Source organism: Escherichia sp. MOD1-EC7011 (genome assembly GCF_002965005.1).
In the GTDB taxonomy this organism is placed as follows: Bacteria; Pseudomonadota; Gammaproteobacteria; order Enterobacterales; family Enterobacteriaceae; genus Escherichia; species Escherichia ruysiae.
Map to the genome: position 1 here is coordinate 24590 of NZ_PTRD01000056.1, position 19283 is coordinate 43872.

The window sequence follows — 19283 nt, forward strand, 5'->3', positions numbered from 1 at the left end:
ATAAATACCCCGACTGGCATCGTATAGGGGATATTCTTATAAATTTCACCTGTTTTGTTATCAATAATGCAGTTTTCTTAAGAATGGAGGAAATTATTAGAGAAGATAAAGCATAAAACTATTTCCCCAGTTACGAATCTTTTAACTTTATTTTGTCACTTGCGTTATTAATGAATAAGAAATTTAAATATAAGAAATCGCTTTTAGCGGCTATTTTGAGCGCAACCCTGTTAGCCGGTTGTGATGGCGGTGGTTCAGGATCGTCCTCCGATACTCCGCCTGTAGATTCTGGAACAGGGTCTTTGCCGGAAGTGAAACCTGATCCAACACCAAACCCGGAGCCGACGCCGGAGCCTGAACCTACTCCGGAGCCGACACCTGATCCAGAGCCAACGCCAGAACCGGAGCCAGAACCTGTTCCGACGAAAACGGGTTATCTGACCCTGGGCGGAAGCCAGCGGGTAATCGGTGCTAAATGTAATGGTGAATCCAGCGACGGCTTTACCTTTACGCCAGGCGACAAAGTCACCTGTGTGGCAGGGAACAACACGACAATTGCTACCTTCGACACTCAGTCAGAAGCTGCGCGTAGCCTGCGTGCGGTTGAAAAAGTGTCGTTTAGCCTTGAGGACGCGCAAGAACTGGCGGAGTCCGACGATAAGAAAAGCAATGCGCTCTCGCTGGTAACCTCCATGAACAGTTGTCCGGCGGATACAGAACAGGTTTGCCTGACCTTCTCCTCGGTGATGGAGAGTAAACGCTTCGATTCGCTGTATAAGCAAATCGATCTGGCACCGGAGGCGTTCAAAAAGCTGGTCAATGAAGAGGTGGAAAACAATGCCGCGACCGATAAGGCGCCATCCACTCATACTTCACCGGTAGTGCCCGTCACGACGCCGGGAACAAAACCGGATCTGAACGCTTCCTTCGTGTCGGCTAACGCGGAACAGTTTTATCAGTATCAACCTACGGAAATCATTCTTTCTGAAGGTCGACTGGTCGACAGCATGGGCAATGGTGTGGTTGGCGTAAATTACTACACCAGCTCAGGCCGTGGCGTAACTGGCGAAAACGGCAAATTCAACTTCAGCTGGGGTGAAACCATCTCCTTTGGCATCGACACCTTTGAACTGGGCTCAGTACGCGGCAATAAGTCGACTATTGCACTGACGGAACTGGGCGATGAAGTTCGCGGGGCAAATATCGATCAACTTATTCATCGTTACTCCCAGGGCGGAAAAAATGATGAGCGTGAAGTGCCGGATGTAGTGCGCCAGGTCTTTGCCGAGTATCCCAATGTGATCAACGAGATTATCAATCTCTCGTTATCCAATGGCGAGACGTTGAGCGAAGGCGATCAAACCTTTGAGCGGAAGAACGAATTTCTTGAGCAACTTAAATCCGGGCAGGCTAAAGAGATTGATACGGCGATTTGTGACTCCCTTGGGAGCTGCAACTCTCAACGTTGGTTCTCGTTGACTGCACGCAATGTTAACGAAGGTCAGGTTCAGGGCGTTATCAACAAGCTGTGGGGCGTGGATCAGAGCTACAAATCTGTCAGCAAGTTCCATGTTTTCCATGACTCCACCAACTTCTATGGCAGCACCGGTAATGCACGCGGTCAGGCTGTGGTGAATATCTCCAACGCGGCATTCCCGATTCTGATGGCGCGTAATGATAAAAACTACTGGCTGGCGTTTGGCGAAAAACGCGCCTGGGATAAAAACGAGCTGGCGTACATTACGGAAGCACCTTCTCTTGTGGTGCCAGAAAACGTCACGCGCGATACCGCCACCTTCAATCTGCCATTTATTTCGCTGGGGCAAGTTGGTGAGGGCAAACTGATGGTTATCGGTAACCCGCACTACAACAGCATCCTGCGTTGCCCGAACGGTTACAGCTGGGAAGGTGGTGTTGATAAAAACGGTCAGTGTATGCGTAACGGTGATTCAAATGACATGAAGCACTTTATGCAGAACGTGTTGCGCTATCTGTCTAACAATAGCTGGACTCCAGATGCGAAAACCAGCATGACCGTGGGCACCAACCTGGATACCGTCTATTTCAAACGTCATGGTCAGGTTACAGGAAACAGTGCTGAGTTCGGCTTCCATCCGGATTTTGCGGGTATCTCCGTTGAACATTTAAGTAGCTATGGCGATCTCGATCCGCAGAAAATGCCGCTGCTGATCCTCAACGGCTTTGAGTATGTGACTCAGGTGGGTAACGATCCCTATGCAATCCCACTGCGTGCAGATACCAGCAAACCGAAGCTGACTCAGCAGGATGTGACGGATCTGATCGCCTATCTGAACAAAGGCGGATCGGTGCTGATCATGGAAAACGTGATGAGCAATCTTAAGGAAGAGAGTGCGTCCGGCTTTGTGCGTCTGCTTGATGCCGCAGGCCTGTCAATGGCACTCAACAAATCGGTGGTGAATAACGATCCTCAAGGGTATCCGGATCGCGTTCGTCAGCAGCGTGAAAAAGGCATCTGGGTATATGAACGTTATCCGTTTGTCGACGGTAAACCGCCGTATACCATTGATGAAACAACGAAAGAAGTTATCTGGAAATACCAGCAAGAAAACAAGCCTGATGACAAGCCGAAACTGGAAGTGGCCAGCTGGCTGGAAGATGTCGATGGCAAACAGGTCAAGCGTTATGCCTTTATCGATGAGGCGGAGCATGAAACAAACGAGTCCCTGGAGGCGGCAAAGGCAAAAATCCTTAAGGCATTTCCTGGATTAGAGGTGTGTAAGGATCCTGACTACCACTACGAGGTCAACTGCCTGGAACATCGTCCTGGCACGAACGTTCCGGTAACCGGGGGCATGTATGTTCCGCGCTATACGCAACTGAATCTTAGCGCCGACACCGCGAAAGCGATGGTGCAGGCGGCGGATTTAGGCACCAACATTCAGCGCCTGTATCAGCACGAGCTTTATTTCCGTACCAATGGTCGCAAAGGTGAGCGTCTGAGCAGCGTCGATCTGGAACGTCTGTACCAGAACATGTCGGTCTGGCTGTGGAATGAAATTGAATACAGCTATGACAGCAGCAAGGATGACGAGCTGGGCTTTAAAACGTTCACCGAGTTCCTGAACTGCTACGCCAACAATGCTTACACCAAAGGCACGCAGTGCTCCGCAGAGCTGAAACAATCGCTTGTCGATAACAAGATGATCTACGGTGAAAATAGTGGCAAAGCGGGCATGATGAACCCGAGCTATCCGCTCAACTATATGGAAAAACCGCTGACTCGCCTGATGCTGGGGCGTTCCTGGTGGGATCTGAACATCAAAGTTGATGTCGAGAAGTATCCGGGAGCAGTATCGGCTGAAGGTGAGAATGTTACTGAAACCATCAGCCTGTACTCGAATCCGACCAAATGGTTTGCGGGTAACATGCAGTCTACTGGTCTGTGGGCTCCGGCTCAGAAAGAGGTCACCATTAAGTCCAATGCGAACGTTCCTGTGACTGTCACCGTGGCGCTGGCCGACGACCTGACCGGGCGTGAGAAGCATGAGGTCGCGCTGAACCGTCCGCCGAGAGTGACTAAAGCGTATACACTGGAGGCTAATGGCACGGTGAAGTTTACGGTTCCTTACGGTGGTCTGATTTATATCAAGGGCGACAGCAAGGAGAATAATAAATCTGCCAGCTTCACCTTTACCGGTGTGGTAAAAGCGCCGTTCTATAAAGACGGTAAATGGAAAAACGATCTGAAATCCCCTGCGCCGTTGGGCGAGCTGGAGTCAGACGCTTTCGTTTATACCACGCCGAAGAAGAACCTTGAGGCCAGCAATTTCACTGGTGGTGTAGCAGAATTCGCTAAAGATCTGGATACCTTTGCCAGCTCGATGAATGACTTCTACGGTCGTGATGAAACGAGCGGTAAGCACCGGATGTTTACCTATAAAGCATTGACGGGGCATAAACATCGTTTCGCCAACGATGTGCAGATCTCCATCGGTGATGCGCACTCTGGTTATCCGGTAATGAACAGCAGCTTCTCGACGAACAGCACCACGCTGCCGACGACGCCGCTGAACGACTGGCTGATCTGGCATGAAGTGGGGCACAACGCTGCAGAAACGCCGCTGACTGTACCGGGCGCAACTGAAGTAGCGAACAACGTGCTGGCGCTGTATATGCAGGATCGCTATCTCGGCAAGATGAACCGTGTCGCTGACGATATTACCGTTGCGCCGGAATATCTGAACGAGAGCAACGGTCAGGCATGGGCACGCGGCGGTGCGGGTGACCGTCTGCTGATGTACGCACAGCTGAAAGAGTGGGCAGAGAAAAACTTTGATATCACGAAGTGGTATCCAGAGGGGCAACTGCCAGCGTTCTACAGCGATCGTGAAGGGATGAAAGGCTGGAACCTGTTCCAGTTGATGCATCGTAAAGCGCGCGGCGATGAGGTTGGTAAAACTAAGTTTGGCGAAAAAAATTACTGTGCCGAATCCAACGGTAACGCTGCGGACACGCTGATGCTGTGTGCCTCCTGGGTCGCACAGGCGGATCTTTCGGAGTTCTTTAAGAAATGGAATCCGGGCGCGAATGCTTACCAGCTTCCGGGAGCGAGCGAGATGAGCTTCGAGGGCGGCGTGAGCCAGTCGGCTTACAACACGCTCGCGGCGCTTGGTCTGCCGAAACCGCAGCAAGGGCCGGAAACCATTAACAAGGTTACCGAGCATAAGATGTCAGCCGAGTAAGCCTGTAGGCATGAAATAAGGCGCATCGGGTTAACACATGTGCCCGATGCGCCAACTTATCGGAGCTACAGGGAAAGTCGCGATTACTTGCGTTGGCAGACTCCTGTATGCCGGATAAGGCGTTTTACGCCGCATCCGGCAAATTACAACAAACAACCTTTAACCATGCATTTTGATGTTTTTCAGCAATATCCAGCGGTGATGCCCATCCTGGCGACCGTTGGAGGATTAATCATCGGCAGTTTTTTGAATGTGGTGATTTGGCGTTACCCCATCATGCTTCGCCAACAAATGGCGGAGTTTCACGGTGAAACGCCGAGTGCGCAGTCAAAAATAAGCCTGGCGCTGCCACGTTCGCACTGTCCGCATTGCCAGCAGACCATCCGCGTTCGTGACAATATTCCGCTATTCTCCTGGCTGATGCTCAAAGGGCGCTGCCGCGACTGTCAGACGAAAATCAGCAAGCGTTATCCGCTGGTGGAGTTATTGACGGCACTCGCTTTTTTGCTGGCGAGTCTGGTCTGGCCGGAAAGTGGATGGGGGCTGGCGGTGATGATATTATCCGCCTGGCTGATTGCCGCGAGTGTCATCGACCTCGATCACCAATGGCTGCCCGATGTTTTTACTCAGGGCGTATTGTGGACAGGACTTATTGCGGCATGGGCGCAGCAGAGTCCGTTAACGCTACAAGACGCAGTCACCGGCGTCCTGGTGGGGTTTATCACTTTTTACTCGCTGCGCTGGATAGCCGGAATAGTTCTGCGTAAAGAAGCATTAGGCATGGGCGATGTATTACTCTTCGCCGCTTTAGGTGGCTGGGTGGGGGCGTTGTCGCTGCCCAATGTTGCTTTAATCGCCTCATGCTGCGGCCTGATATATGCCGTTATTACAAAAAAAGGATCAACGACGCTGCCTTTTGGACCATGTTTAAGTCTGGGCGGTATAGCAACACTTTATCTACAGGCATTGCTTTAATGATAACCGCGTCATTATCGAAGTGACATTTTTACTCTTATTAATAACCTTAGAGATTATTAACCATGTCGATAAAAAAGATGCCAGGGAGGGTATTAATATCGCTATTGTTGAGCGTTACAGGATTATTAAGTGGCTGCGCCAGCCATAATGAAAACGCCAGTTTACTGGCGAAAAAACAGGCGCAAAATATCAGTCAAAACCTGCCAATTAAATCTGCGGGATATACCTTAGTGCTGGCGCAAAGTAGCGGTGCGACGGTAAAAATGACCATTATCAGCGAAGCGGGTACACAAACCACGCAGACGCCTGACGCCTTTTTAACCAGCTATCAACGACAAATGTGCGCTGACCCGACGGTGAAATTAATGATCACTGAGGGAATTAATTACAGCATAACGATTAATGATACACGTACAGGTAACCAGTATCAGCGGAAACTGGATCGTACCACCTGTGGAATAGTCAAAGCATAACGTCGGGTATATAAATTGGCGCGGGTTGTTTTTCGTGACGCACGAATTTACCTCATTCAGTGGCTGACTAAAATTCGTCACACTCTTAGCCAGAGACAATCTCTTAATACAGACAAAGAGCATCTGCGAAAAATTGTACGGGCGATGTTCTGGCTGATGCTGCTTATTATTTCTGCAAAAATGGCGTATTCACTCTGGCGCTATATCTCCTTTTCTGCGGAATATACATCGCCTTCTCCATCGGCGAATAAACCGGCACGTGCGGATGCAAAAACGTTTGAGCAAAAAGACGTGCAATTAATCAGCCAGCAAAACTGGTTTGGCAAATATCAGCCCGTCGCCGCGCCGGTAAAACAACCCGAACCTGCGCCTGTGGCAGAAACGCGTCTTAACGTGGTGCTGCGCGGGATCGCCTTTGGTGCCAGACCCGGCGCGGTTATTGAAGAAGGCGGCAAACAGCAGGTCTATTTACAGGGTGAACGGCTTGGCTCTCACAACGCGGTGATTGAGGAAATCAATCGCGACCATGTGATGCTGCGCTATCAGGGAAAAATGGAGCGCCTGAGTCTGGCAGAAGAGGAGCGTTCCACCGTAGCCGTGACCAACAAAAAAGCCGTCAGTGACGAAGTAAAGCAAGCTGTTGCTGAGCCTGCTGCCAGTGCGCCAGTTGAGATCCCGGTTGCCGTGCGTCAGGCGCTGGCGAAAGATCCGCAGAAAATTTTTAACTATATCCAGCTTACGCCCGTGCGTAAGGAGGGGATTGTCGGTTATGCAGTGAAACCGGGGGCAGATCGTTCTCTGTTCGATGCCAGCGGTTTCAAGGACGGCGATATCGCCATTGCGCTAAATCAGCAGGATTTTACTGATCCGCGAGCAATGATTGCTCTGATGCGGCAGTTACCTTCAATGGATTCCATTCAACTTACGGTTTTACGCAAGGGTGCGCGCTACGACATTTCCATCGCGCTGCGCTAACCGCATTTAATCCAGGAGAATCATTCATCGTGTTTTGGCGTGATATTACGTTGTCGGTCTGGCGTAAGAAGACAACTGGCCTCAAAACAAAAAAGCGTTTACTGCCGCTGGTGCTGGCAGCGGCATTATGTAGTTCACCGGTCTGGGCGGAAGAAGCCACCTTCACCGCCAATTTTAAAGATACCGACCTGAAATCGTTCATCGAAACCGTCGGCGCTAACCTTAATAAAACCATCATTATGGGGCCGGGCGTGCAGGGGAAAGTGAGTATTCGTACCATGACCCCGCTCAATGAACGCCAGTATTACCAGCTATTCCTTAACCTGCTGGAAGCACAGGGGTATGCCGTCGTACCGATGGAAAACGACGTGCTGAAGGTGGTGAAATCCAGCGCCGCGAAAGTCGAGCCGCTGCCGCTGGTCGGTGAAGGTAGCGACAACTACGCGGGTGATGAAATGGTCACTAAAGTGGTGCCGGTACGCAATGTGTCGGTACGCGAGCTGGCACCGATTTTGCGCCAGATGATCGATAGCGCAGGTTCTGGCAATGTTGTTAATTACGATCCCTCCAACGTGATTATGCTCACCGGACGCGCCTCAGTTGTGGAACGGCTGACGGAAGTGATCCAGCGTGTGGATCACGCGGGAAATCGCACCGAAGAGGTGATCCCGCTGGATAACGCCTCGGCTTCGGAAATTGCTCGCGTGCTGGAAAGCCTGACTAAAAACAGCGGCGAGAACCAGCCCGCGACGCTGAAATCACAGATTGTCGCCGATGAACGCACTAATAGCGTGATTATCAGCGGCGATCCCGCCACGCGAGACAAAATGCGCCGCCTGATCCGTCGTCTGGACTCAGAAATGGAGCGCAGCGGCAACAGCCAGGTGTTCTATCTCAAATACAGCAAAGCCGAAGATCTGGTCGATGTTCTGAAACAGGTCAGCGGCACACTCACCGCCGCCAAAGAAGAGGCGGAAGGCACGGTTGGTAGCGGGCGTGAGGTTGTCTCCATCGCCGCCAGCAAACACAGTAATGCCCTGATTGTTACCGCGCCGCAGGACATCATGCAGTCGCTGCAAAGCGTGATTGAACAACTGGATATCCGTCGTGCTCAGGTGCATGTCGAGGCGTTGATCGTGGAAGTTGCCGAAGGCAGCAATATCAACTTCGGCGTGCAGTGGGCGTCGAAAGATGCCGGATTAATGCAGTTTGCTAACGGTACGCAGATCCCTATTGGCACGCTGGGGGCGGCGATTTCTCAGGCAAAACCGCAGAAAGGCTCCACGGTGATCAGCGAAAACGGCGCCACCACCATTAACCCGGACACCAACGGCGATCTCTCCACGCTCGCCCAGCTACTTTCCGGCTTTAGCGGTACGGCGGTTGGCGTGGTGAAAGGCGACTGGATGGCGCTGGTACAGGCGGTTAAAAATGATTCCAGCTCGAACGTCCTCTCCACGCCGAGCATCACCACGCTGGACAACCAGGAAGCCTTCTTCATGGTGGGGCAGGATGTTCCGGTATTAACTGGATCTACCGTTGGTTCCAATAACAGTAATCCTTTCAACACCGTAGAGAGGAAAAAAGTCGGCATCATGCTGAAAGTCACACCGCAGATTAACGAAGGTAACGCGGTACAGATGGTGATTGAGCAGGAAGTCTCGAAAGTGGAAGGGCAGACCAGCCTTGATGTGGTGTTTGGTGAGCGCAAACTGAAGACTACCGTGCTGGCTAACGATGGTGAGCTGATTGTGCTTGGCGGTCTGATGGACGACCAGGCGGGAGAAAGCGTGGCGAAAGTGCCGTTGTTGGGCGATATCCCGTTGATTGGCAACCTGTTTAAGTCCACGGCAGATAAAAAAGAAAAACGTAATCTGATGGTGTTTATCCGCCCGACGATTCTGCGTGACGGTATGGCGGCAGACGGCGTTTCGCAGCGCAAATATAACTATATGCGCGCCGAGCAGATCTATCGCGATGAGCAAGGCTTAAGCCTGATGCCGAACACTGCGCAGCCGGTACTACCAGCGCAAAACCAGGCCTTACCGCCGGAAGTTCGCGCATTCCTCAATGCCGGGAGAACACGTTAATGGTGCCTGTAGCACAGGAAACCACCGCTAACACCGTGCGTCTGCCCTACAGCTTCAGCCGTCGGTTTAGCCTGGTGGCATGGTGCGAAGCGTCGCTGGAGATCCTCCATGTCCACCCGTTGTCGCTCTCTGTTTTGCAGGAGCTGCAACGGGGGCTGAACACACCCTTTACGCTGCGGCAAATCGACGAAGCCGAATTTGAACAGCGACTGAATGCGGTCTGGCAGCGGGACTCTTCCGAGGCTCGCCAGCTGATGGAAGATCTCGGTTCTGCTGAGGACTTTTTTACCCTCGCAGAAGAGCTGCCGGAAACGGAAGATCTGCTGGAAAGTGACGACGATGCGCCGATCATCAAACTGATCAACGCCATGCTGGCAGAGGCGATTAAAGAAGGCGCTTCGGATATCCATATCGAGACGTTTGAAAAGAGTCTGGTGATCCGTTTTCGCGTTGACGGCACATTGCATGAAATGCTGCGACCGGGGCGCAAACTGGCCTCGTTGCTGGTATCGCGTATTAAGGTGATGGCACGGCTGGACATTGCCGAAAAACGCGTACCGCAGGATGGACGTATTGCGCTGCTGCTGGGCGGTCGGGCGATTGACGTGCGTGTCTCCACCATGCCTTCCGCCTGGGGCGAGCGCGTGGTACTGCGACTGCTGGACAAAAACCAGGCTCGCCTGACGCTGGAACGTCTGGGTTTAAGTCATGAACTGACCGCGCAATTGCGCCAGCTACTGCACAAACCACACGGTATCTTTCTGGTGACGGGGCCGACGGGTTCCGGCAAAAGCACCACGCTGTACGCCGGATTGCAGGAGCTGAACAACCATTCGCGCAACATTCTCACGGTTGAAGACCCCATCGAATACATGATTGAAGGGATCGGTCAGACGCAGGTCAACACCCGCGTCGGCATGACCTTCGCCCGTGGCCTGCGCGCGATTTTGCGTCAGGACCCGGATGTGGTGATGGTCGGTGAAATCCGCGATACCGAAACCGCAGAAATCGCTGTTCAGGCGTCGCTCACTGGGCACCTGGTACTTTCCACGCTGCATACCAACACGGCGGTGGGGGCGATTACGCGTTTGCAGGATATGGGCGTGGAGCCTTTCCTGCTCTCTTCCAGTCTGACGGGCGTGATGGCGCAGCGACTGATTCGCACGCTGTGCCCCGACTGCCGCCAGCCCGCGCCTGCCACTGACGAAGAAAAACGCCTGCTGGGGATTACCGACGCGCGTACTGTCACGCTGTACCATCCGCAGGGCTGCTCCGCCTGTAATCACAAAGGTTTTCGCGGGCGTACTGCCATCCATGAGCTGATCGTGGTGGACGCCACATTGCGTGATTTGATCCACCGTCAGGCCGGGGAACTGGAGCTGGAACGTTATGTCCGGCAACACTCTGCGGGCATCCGCAGCAATGGCATTGAGAAAGTGCTCGCCGGAGAAACCTCTCTCGATGAAGTGCTGCGGGTAACCATGGAGGCGTAATGGCACTGTTTTACTATCAGGCGCTGGAGCGTAATGGTCGCAAAACCAAAGGCATGATTGAGGCGGATTCCGCGCGTCATGCCCGTCAATTGTTACGCGGTAAAGACCTCATTCCCGTGCACATTGAAGCCCGGCTGAATGCTTCGTCAGGGGGAATGTTGCAGCGTCGGCGACACGCACATCGTCGCGTGGCGGCGGCAGATCTGGCGCTGTTCACTCGTCAACTGGCAACGCTGGTGCAGGCAGCAATGCCGCTGGAAACCTGCTTACAGGCGGTCAGTGAGCAAAGTGAAAAACTGCATGTAAAAAGCCTCGGTATGGCGCTGCGCAGCCGGATTCAGGAAGGTTATACCCTGTCGGACAGCCTGCGCGAACATCCCCGTGTCTTTGATTCTCTGTTTTGTTCGATGGCGGCTGCCGGAGAAAAATCCGGGCATCTCGACGTGGTGCTCAATCGCCTGGCGGATTACACCGAACAGCGCCAGCGCCTGAAATCACGTCTGTTGCAGGCCATGCTCTACCCGCTGGTATTGCTGGTGGTGGCAACGGGCGTGGTCACTATTTTGTTGACGGCGGTAGTGCCGAAAATCATCGAACAGTTTGATCATCTCGGACACGCGCTGCCCGCTTCCACCCGAATGCTCATCGCCATGAGCGACGCGTTACAGACCAGCGGCGTTTACTGGCTGGTAGGTTTGCTGGGGCTTCTGGTGCTGGGGCAACGGTTACTCAAAAATCCTGCCATGCGCCTGCGCTGGGATAAAACCTTGCTGCGTTTGCCCGTGACGGGGCGTGTTGCGCGCGGGCTGAATACGGCGCGTTTTTCCCGCACGTTAAGCATCCTCACCGCCAGCAGTGTTCCGCTGCTGGAAGGCATTCAGACCGCTGCCGCCGTGTCGGCAAATCGTTATGTCGAGCAACAACTGCTGCTGGCGGCAGATCGCGTTCGCGAAGGAAGCAGTCTGCGCGCCGCGCTGGCGGAGCTTCGCCTGTTCCCGCCGATGATGTTGTACATGATCGCCTCCGGTGAACAGAGCGGCGAGCTGGAAACCATGCTTGAACAGGCCGCAGTCAACCAGGAGCGGGAGTTTGATACCCAGGTGGGGCTGGCGTTAGGGCTGTTTGAACCGGCACTGGTGGTGATGATGGCGGGCGTGGTGCTGTTTATCGTCATCGCCATCCTCGAGCCGATGCTGCAACTGAACAATATGGTTGGAATGTAATTTACGGAGTTATCACATGAATTCGTTATCCCGCACACAAAAACCACGGGCAGGTTTTACCCTGCTGGAAGTGATGGTGGTGATTGTTATTCTTGGCGTTCTGGCAAGCCTGGTGGTGCCTAACCTGCTGGGCAACAAAGAAAAAGCAGACAGGCAAAAAGCCATCAGCGATATCGTGGCGCTGGAAAATGCGCTGGATATGTACCGACTGGATAACGGGCGTTATCCGACCACCGAACAGGGACTGGAGGCGTTGATCCAGCAACCAGCCAATATGGCGGACGCCCGCAACTACCGTACCGGTGGATACATTAAACGACTGCCAAAGGATCCGTGGGGCAATGATTATCAGTATCTCAGCCCGGGTGAAAAAGGGATGTTTGATGTTTACACCTTAGGGGCGGATGGTCAGGAAAACGGGGAAGGCGCTGGCGCAGATATCGGTAACTGGAATTTGCAGGAGTTTCAGTAATCAGTGCCTGAACGCGGATTCACTCTTCTGGAAATCATGCTGGTGATTTTCCTTATCGGCCTTGCCAGTGCGGGCGTGGTACAGACGTTTGCGACCGATTCTGAATCGCCTGCGAAAAAAGCGGCGCAGGATTTTCTGACTCGCTTTGCGCAGTTTAAGGACAGGGCAGTGATCGAAGGAAAAACACTCGGTGTGCTAATCGACCCGCCTGGCTATCAGTTTATGCAGCGTCGTCAGGGGCAGTGGTTGCCCGTTTCTGCGACCCGGTTATCGGCACAGGTTACGGTGCCGAAACAGGTGCAGATGCTGTTACAACCCGGAAGTGATATCTGGCAGAAGGAATATGCGCTGGAGCTGCAACGTCGTCGCCTGACGCTGCACGATATTGAACTGGAGCTGCAAAAAGAGGCGAAAAAGAAGACGCCGCAGATCCGTTTTTCGCCTTTTGAACCCGCCACGCCGTTTACGCTGCGCTTCTACTCGGCGGCGCAAAACGCATGTTGGGCGGTAAAGCTGGCGCACGATGGCGCGTTATCCCTCAATCAATGTGATGAGAGGATGCCATGAAGCGCGGATTTACGTTGCTGGAAGTGATGCTCGCGCTGGCGATTTTTGCGCTGGCTGCCACGGCAGTGTTACAGATTGCCAGCGGTGCGCTGAGTAATCAGCAAGTTCTTGAGGAGAAAACAGTAGCGGGCTGGGTAGCTGAAAACCAGACCGCTCTACTCTACCTGATGACCCGCGAACAACGGGCGGTCAGGCACCAGGGCGAGAGCGATATGGCAGGAAGCCGCTGGTACTGGCGAACCACACCGCTGAATACCGGTAACGCGCTGCTCCAGGCGGTGGATATTGAAGTCAGCCGTCACGAAGATTTTTCGCCGGTGATTCAGTCACGGCGCGCCTGGTTTAGCGCCGTGGGAGGCCAACAGTGAGAAGGACTCGCGCTGGTTTCACATTACTGGAAATGCTGGTGGCAATCGCCATTTTTGCCTCGCTGGCACTGATGGCGCAGCAGGTGACAAACGGCGTTACGCGCGTGAATAGCGCCGTCGCCGGACACGATCAAAAACTAAACCTCATGCAGCAAACGATGAGTTTTCTGACCCACGATCTGACACAAATGATGCCGCGTCCGGTAAGAGGCGAGCAGGGGCAGCGGGAACCGGCGTTACTGGCGGGTGCAGGCGTGCTGGCGTCCGAGAGTGAAGGGATACGCTTTGTGCGTGGCGGTGTGGTTAATCCGTTGATGCGCCTGCCGCGCAGTAATCTGCTCACCGTCGGTTACCGCATTCATGACGGTTATCTCGAACGGTTAGCCTGGCCGCTGACCGATGCAGCAGGCAGTGTGAAGCCAACAACGCAAAAATTAATCCCGGCGGATTCGCTCCGTTTGCAGTTCTACGACGGCACGCGCTGGCAGGAGAGCTGGTCGTCAGGGCAGGCGATCCCTGTGGCAGTGCGCATGACCCTGCATTCGCCACAATGGGGCGAGATTGAACGCATCTGGTTGTTACGCGGGCCGCAATTATCATGATCACCTCACCACCAAAACGCGGAATGGCACTGGTCGTGGTGCTGATATTGCTGGCGATCATAATGCTGGTAACCATCACGCTTTCCGGGCGGATGCAACAACAACTTGGGCGAACGCGCAGCCAGCAGGAGTACCAGCAGGCGCTGTGGTACAGCGCCAGTGCTGAAAGCCTTGCGCTGAGCGCGCTCAGTCTGAGCCTGAAAAATGAACAACGCGTGTATCTGGCACAGCCGTGGGCATCCGGCCCTCGTTTTTTTCCTCTGCCGCAGGGGCAAATTGCCGTCACCCTGCGTGACGCACAGGCCTGCTTTAACCTGAATGCCCTCGCTCAGCCGACGACGGCATCGCGTCCGCTCGCGGTACAACAGTTGATTGCCCTGATCTCGCGCCTGGATGTGCCAGCTTATCGAGCTGAACTGATAGCCGAAAGCCTGTGGGAGTTTATTGACGAGGATCGCAGCGTGCAGACGCGGCTGGGCCGTGAAGACAGCGAGTATCTCGCCCGCTCGGTGCCGTTCTATGCCGCGAATCAACCGCTGGCCGATATCAGCGAGATGCGCGTGGTGCAGGGAATGGACGCCGGACTTTATCAAAAACTGAAACCGCTGGTTTGTGCGCTGCCGATGACCCGCCAGCAAATCAACATCAACACATTAGACGTCACGCAAAGCGTGATTCTTGAGGCGCTGTTTGACCCGTGGTTAAGCCCTGTTCAGGCGCGGGCGTTATTACAACAACGTCCGGCAAAGGGTTGGGAAGATGTCGATCAGTTTCTTGCGCAGCCGCTACTTGCTGACGTCGATGAGCGTACTAAAAAACAGCTAAAAACCGTCCTGAGCGTGGACAGCAATTACTTCTGGCTGCGTTCGGATATCACCGTGAATGAGATTGAACTGACGATGAACTCGTTAATTGTCCGCATGGGGCCACAACACTTTTCGGTTCTCTGGCATCAGACAGGAGAAAGTGAGTGAGTTCCATGCTTGAGATTTTTTTCCCGCTTTGCGCCACCGACCCCATCCGCTGGCAGCGCCGTACCGCCGACGTGGAGTGCGGTATCTGGCCTGACGTCGACAACGAACAGCTTCAGCAATGGCTGCAAACCGATGCGATTCGACTCTACATTCCCGGCGAATGGATCAGCGTCTGGCAGGTTGAACTGCCTGATGTCGCCCGTAAGCAGATACCGACTATTCTGCCCGCCTTACTGGAAGAAGAGCTGAACCAGGATATCGATGAACTGCATTTCGCCCCGTTGAAAATCGACCAGCAACTGGCAACCGTGGCAGTGATTCACCAGCAGCATATGCGCAACATTGCGCAATGGTTGCAGGAAAACGGCATCACCCGCGCTACCGTCGCGCCGGACTGGATGTCCATTCCTTGTGGATTTATGGCTGGCGATGCGCAACGGGTTATCTGCCGTATCGATGAATGTCGGGGATGGAGCGCCGGGCGGGCGCTGGCTCCGGTCATGTTCCGCGCCCAGCTCAATGAGCAAGAGATGCCGCTTTCGCTGACCGTGGTCGGTATTGCGCCGGAAGAGCTATTTACATGGGCTGATGCGGACGCAGAACGCCTGACAATCACGGTACTGCCAGCCATTACCACATTCGGAGAACCAGAAGGGAACTTGCTAAGCGGTCAGTGGCAACCTCGCGTCAGCTACCGAAAACAGTGGGCGCGCTGGCGGGTGATGGTTATGCCGATATTGCTGATTCTGGTTGCGCTGGCAGTGGAACGTGGCGTGACATTATGGAGCCTCAGCGAACAGGTGGCGCAAAGTCGCGCCCAGGCTGAGAAACAGTTCTTAACGTTGTTCCCGGAGCAGAAGCGGATTGTGAATTTGCGCTCTCAGGTGACGATGGCGCTGAAAAAATATCGCCCACAGGCCAACGATACCGGGCTGCTTGCCGAGTTATCAGCGATAGCCAGTACCCTGAAAACGGCGTCACTTTCCGACATCGAGATGCGTGGCTTCACCTTTGATCAAAAACGCCAGACGTTCCACCTTCAGTTGCGGGCAGCAAACTTTGCCAGTTTCGACAAACTGCGTAGCGCACTGGCAACTGATTATGTTGTGCAACAGGACGCGTTACAGAAAGAGGGTGATGCGGTTTCCGGCGGCGTAACGTTGCGGAGGAAATAACATGTTACGCGATAAATTTATTCACTATTTTCAGCAATGGCGTGAGCGTCAGTTAAGCCGTGGTGAACACTGGCTGGCTCAACATCTCGCGGGGCGTTCGCCACGCGAAAAGGGCATGTTACTGGCTGCGGCGGTGTTTCTGTTTAGCGCCGGATATTACGTCCTCATCTGGCAACCTTTGAGCGAACGGATTGAGCAACAGGAGACGATGTTGCAGCAGCTGGTGGCGATGAACACCCGACTGAAGAGCGCCGCGCCGGATATTATCGCAGCGCGAAAATCCGCCACAACAACGCCTGCGCAGGTATCGCGGGTCATTAGTGACAGTGCTTCGGCGCATTCAGTGGTCATTAAGCGGATAGCTGAGCGCGGGGAGAATATTCAGGTCTGGATAGATCCTGTGGTGTTTAATGACCTGCTGAACTGGTTAAACGCGCTGGATGAAAAGTATGCGCTGCGGGTGACACAAATTGATGTCAGCGCAGGTGAGAAGCCAGGGATGGTGAATGTGCAGCGACTGGAGTTGATAAGAGGATAAGTGTTCCAGTAAATTCCCTGTGAAATTCAGCCCGAAAGGTGAGTGTATAATCTTCTTATCCACTCACCGAATTGAATATTTTTGCAATAAGAAATATCCCATTCCTCTCATCACTGAATGTTCTGCAAAACAACAGATACGAGTTCTCTCCTGAAACAGCCCAGCGTCCTATAAATATGCTTAAGTGTGGCAATACATCATGACCATTAATAGATGTAATGAATCATTGGGTGGCAATTGATAGGTCAAAACATATAGGATAATTCTTGTGTGATCTGTATTTTGTGTAGCCTGGAAATTACTAAAATTCCTGGAGACAATCAGAAAGGAAATTTTAAGTAAGTAAAATAATTTCCACAGAAACTATCCGTCGATTTGAAACAATGTCTGCTCAGGTATATCTACTGAGGAATAGTGCTGGCTGTAATACTGGTTAAAATAAACGCTCTAAATAATCAAGACATATATTTTAATCGACAATAATAATTGCTGCCGGAATTATTCCTGCGACTTAAATAACATTGTTTAAATGTGATGAATATCACAAATATGACCGCAAAGAGGGGACTGAAGATATAAATAAGAAGTACATGAGTGAATTTTAAATAGGGAAATAGTTTCTCGGTAAACAATTGATTGGTAATAAATTCGTGCGTTCTGGTGTGAAACAGATTGCAGGTGTTGCTACGCATAAAATTTATAGGTGGTGTTATAATCCAGTAGTTAACAGTAAAAGCAAAAATAATTTCTTGCGAAATTAAAGGCTCATTTTTGAATAAGTGTGTTCCGGAGTAATCCAGAACGCATGGTGCTTTACGTCTTTTTTACCCATAGAGGCTAAGCAAAAAGAGTTACGCATAATTTCCTGAGAAATTAACTCTACATTCTAAAACGGCAAGTTTTCTGAAATGACCAGAAGACCGAATACATTCATGCCTGAAGAATGGATTAGAAGAAATAAGACGGAAATAGATCAATTTATCCCTGCAGAAATAATTTCTGCTGAAATTGTTTGCGGCTATTAAAAAAGCCAAACCGTCTGAACGTATTTTATCCAATTACAAACAAGTATTACCTCCAGTGTATTGGTAGCTGTTAAGCCAAGGGCGGTAGCGTACCTGAAGAGATTAGGATCACATCATCAAATGGCAAGAAGTGGATTTGAAGTCCAGAAAGTCACCGTAGAGGCATTATTTCTACGAGAAATACGAACACGTTTTGGTAAGTTTCGTCTGGGGTATTTGTGGGCGATTCTCGAACCCTCTGCGCATTTGCTGATACTGTTGGGCATTTTTGGTTACATTATGCACCGCACGATGCCAGACATCTCGTTCCCGGTGTTTTTACTTAATGGCCTGATTCCCTTTTTTATCTTTAGCAGTATCAGCAAACGTTCTGTCGGCGCTATTGAAGCGAACCAGGGGCTGTTTAATTATCGTCCAGTAAAACCCATCGATACGATCATTGCGCGCGCACTGCTTGAGACGCTGATTTACGTTGCTGTTTATATTCTGCTTATGCTCATTGTCAGGATGGCAGGCGAATATTTCGAGATAACAAATTTTTTACAACTTGTGGCCACCTGGAGTTTGCTGATCATACTTTCATGCAGCATTGGCTTAATATTCATGGTCGTTGGTAAAACCTTCCCCGAAATGCAAAAGGTTCTGCCGATACTTCTTAAGCCTCTTTATTTCATCTCCTGCATCATGTTCCCTCTGCACTCAATTCCTAAGCAATATTGGTCTTATCTTCTCTGGAACCCATTAGTACATGTGGTGGAGCTAAGCCGCGAGGCCGTCATGCCTGGTTATATTAGCGAAGGTGTGAGTCTGAACTACCTGGCAATGTTTACATTGATAACTCTGTTCATTGGTCTGGCGTTATACCGAACTCGTGAGGAGGCTATGCTGACATCATGATTAAGATTGAGAATCTGACGAAGTCATATCGCACGCCAACGGGTCGACACTATGTGTTTAAGGATTTAAACATCGAAATCCCTTCAGGAAAAAGCGTTGCCTTTATTGGTCGTAATGGTGCAGGTAAATCAACGTTACTGAGAATGATTGGTGGCATTGACCGCCCCGATAGCGGAAAGATCATTACCAATAAAACGATATCATGGCCAGTCGGCCTCGCCGGTGGATTTCAGGGAAGTTTAACCGGACGCGAAAACGTAAAATTTGTTGCGCGGTTATACGCGAAGCAAGAAGAACTGAAAGAGAAAATAGAGTTTGTTGAAGAATTTGCCGAACTCGGCAAGTATTTTGATATGCCGATCAAAACTTACTCCTCAGGTATGCGATCTCGCCTGGGTTTTGGTTTAAGCATGGCATTTAAGTTTGATTATTATATCGTCGATGAAGTAACCGCAGTCGGTGATGCCAGGTTTAAAGAAAAGTGTGCTCACTTATTTAAAGAAAGGCATAAAGAGTCTAGCTTTTTAATGGTTTCACATAGTTTGAATTCATTGAAAGAGTTTTGTGATGTGGCGATTGTGTTTAAAGACGATAATGTTATTGAAATGGAATTGGATATAAGCAACGCCATAAGTGAGTATAGAAATAATAGTATTTTGAGATAACATTATTAAATGTTTTAACATTAATAGATAATAGGTGGGGGAAT

16 protein-coding genes are annotated in these 19283 nt (G+C 51.7%); all 16 read left to right on the top strand.

Features of this window, described 5'->3' with window-relative positions; all coding sequences use genetic code 11:
* The first annotated feature begins 170 nt into the window (after positions 1 to 170).
* The gene (gene sslE, locus A7098_RS22340) at positions 171 to 4724 is read left to right on the top strand and encodes a lipoprotein metalloprotease SslE (protein WP_105281440.1); all 4554 of its coding nucleotides are present in this window, start codon (positions 171 to 173) and stop codon (positions 4722 to 4724) included.
* A gap of 165 nt (positions 4725 to 4889) precedes the next feature.
* Entirely contained in the window at positions 4890 to 5699 is an 810-nt protein-coding gene (pppA, locus tag A7098_RS22345) for a prepilin peptidase PppA (RefSeq protein ID WP_032226252.1), read from the top strand.
* Positions 5700 to 5764: 65 nt separating this feature from the next.
* Positions 5765 to 6175 carry a type II secretion system pilot lipoprotein GspS-beta gene (gene gspS2 / locus A7098_RS22350; RefSeq protein WP_024165221.1) on the top strand — a complete coding sequence of 137 codons (411 nt, stop codon included), beginning with the start codon at positions 5765 to 5767 and terminating at the stop codon, positions 6173 to 6175.
* 15 nt (positions 6176 to 6190) lie between these two features.
* Positions 6191 to 7150: a type II secretion system protein GspC gene (gene gspC / locus A7098_RS22355; protein WP_105281441.1), complete on the top strand. Its 960-nt coding sequence runs from the start codon at positions 6191 to 6193 to the stop codon at positions 7148 to 7150.
* Positions 7151 to 7179: 29 nt separating this feature from the next.
* Entirely contained in the window at positions 7180 to 9240 is a 2061-nt protein-coding gene (gspD, locus tag A7098_RS22360; RefSeq protein ID WP_063100683.1) for a type II secretion system secretin GspD, read from the top strand.
* Positions 9240 to 10733 carry a type II secretion system ATPase GspE gene (gene gspE, locus A7098_RS22365; protein ID WP_105281442.1) on the top strand — a complete coding sequence of 498 codons (1494 nt, stop codon included), beginning with the start codon at positions 9240 to 9242 and terminating at the stop codon, positions 10731 to 10733. Before gspD ends, gspE begins: the two co-directional genes overlap by 1 nt.
* Complete coding sequence (gene gspF, locus A7098_RS22370; RefSeq protein ID WP_105281443.1) at positions 10733 to 11956, top strand: type II secretion system inner membrane protein GspF; 1224 nt, start codon at positions 10733 to 10735, stop codon at positions 11954 to 11956. The genes gspE and gspF overlap by 1 nt, the downstream gene beginning before the upstream one ends.
* A 16-nt stretch (positions 11957 to 11972) precedes the next feature.
* Positions 11973 to 12428 (top strand): type II secretion system major pseudopilin GspG, encoded by a 456-nt coding sequence (gspG, locus tag A7098_RS22375; protein WP_123056777.1) that lies wholly within the window; start codon positions 11973 to 11975, stop codon positions 12426 to 12428.
* 3 nt (positions 12429 to 12431) lie between these two features.
* A complete protein-coding gene (gene gspH, locus A7098_RS22380; protein WP_001115138.1) occupies positions 12432 to 12995 on the top strand; it encodes a type II secretion system minor pseudopilin GspH in 564 nt (187 codons plus the stop codon).
* Entirely contained in the window at positions 12992 to 13363 is a 372-nt protein-coding gene (gene gspI, locus A7098_RS22385) for a type II secretion system minor pseudopilin GspI (RefSeq protein ID WP_065227655.1), read from the top strand. The genes gspH and gspI overlap by 4 nt, the downstream gene beginning before the upstream one ends.
* Positions 13360 to 13965 (top strand): type II secretion system minor pseudopilin GspJ, encoded by a 606-nt coding sequence (gene gspJ, locus A7098_RS22390; RefSeq protein WP_024165235.1) that lies wholly within the window; start codon positions 13360 to 13362, stop codon positions 13963 to 13965. Before gspI ends, gspJ begins: the two co-directional genes overlap by 4 nt.
* The gene (gene gspK, locus A7098_RS22395) at positions 13962 to 14939 is read left to right on the top strand and encodes a type II secretion system minor pseudopilin GspK (RefSeq protein ID WP_105281445.1); all 978 of its coding nucleotides are present in this window, start codon (positions 13962 to 13964) and stop codon (positions 14937 to 14939) included. The genes gspJ and gspK overlap by 4 nt, the downstream gene beginning before the upstream one ends.
* Positions 14936 to 16114: a type II secretion system protein GspL gene (gspL, locus tag A7098_RS22400; RefSeq protein ID WP_105281446.1), complete on the top strand. Its 1179-nt coding sequence runs from the start codon at positions 14936 to 14938 to the stop codon at positions 16112 to 16114. Before gspK ends, gspL begins: the two co-directional genes overlap by 4 nt.
* Position 16115: 1 nt before the next feature.
* Entirely contained in the window at positions 16116 to 16652 is a 537-nt protein-coding gene (gene yghD / locus A7098_RS22405) for a GspM family type II secretion system protein YghD (RefSeq protein ID WP_105281447.1), read from the top strand.
* 1145 nt (positions 16653 to 17797) lie between these two features.
* Complete coding sequence (locus A7098_RS22410) at positions 17798 to 18574, top strand: ABC transporter permease (protein WP_000124281.1); 777 nt, start codon at positions 17798 to 17800, stop codon at positions 18572 to 18574.
* On the top strand, positions 18571 to 19239 hold the full coding sequence (locus tag A7098_RS22415) for an ABC transporter ATP-binding protein (RefSeq protein WP_105281448.1): 669 nt from the start codon (positions 18571 to 18573) through the stop codon (positions 19237 to 19239). Before A7098_RS22410 ends, A7098_RS22415 begins: the two co-directional genes overlap by 4 nt.
* The last annotated feature ends 44 nt before the right edge of the window (positions 19240 to 19283 follow it).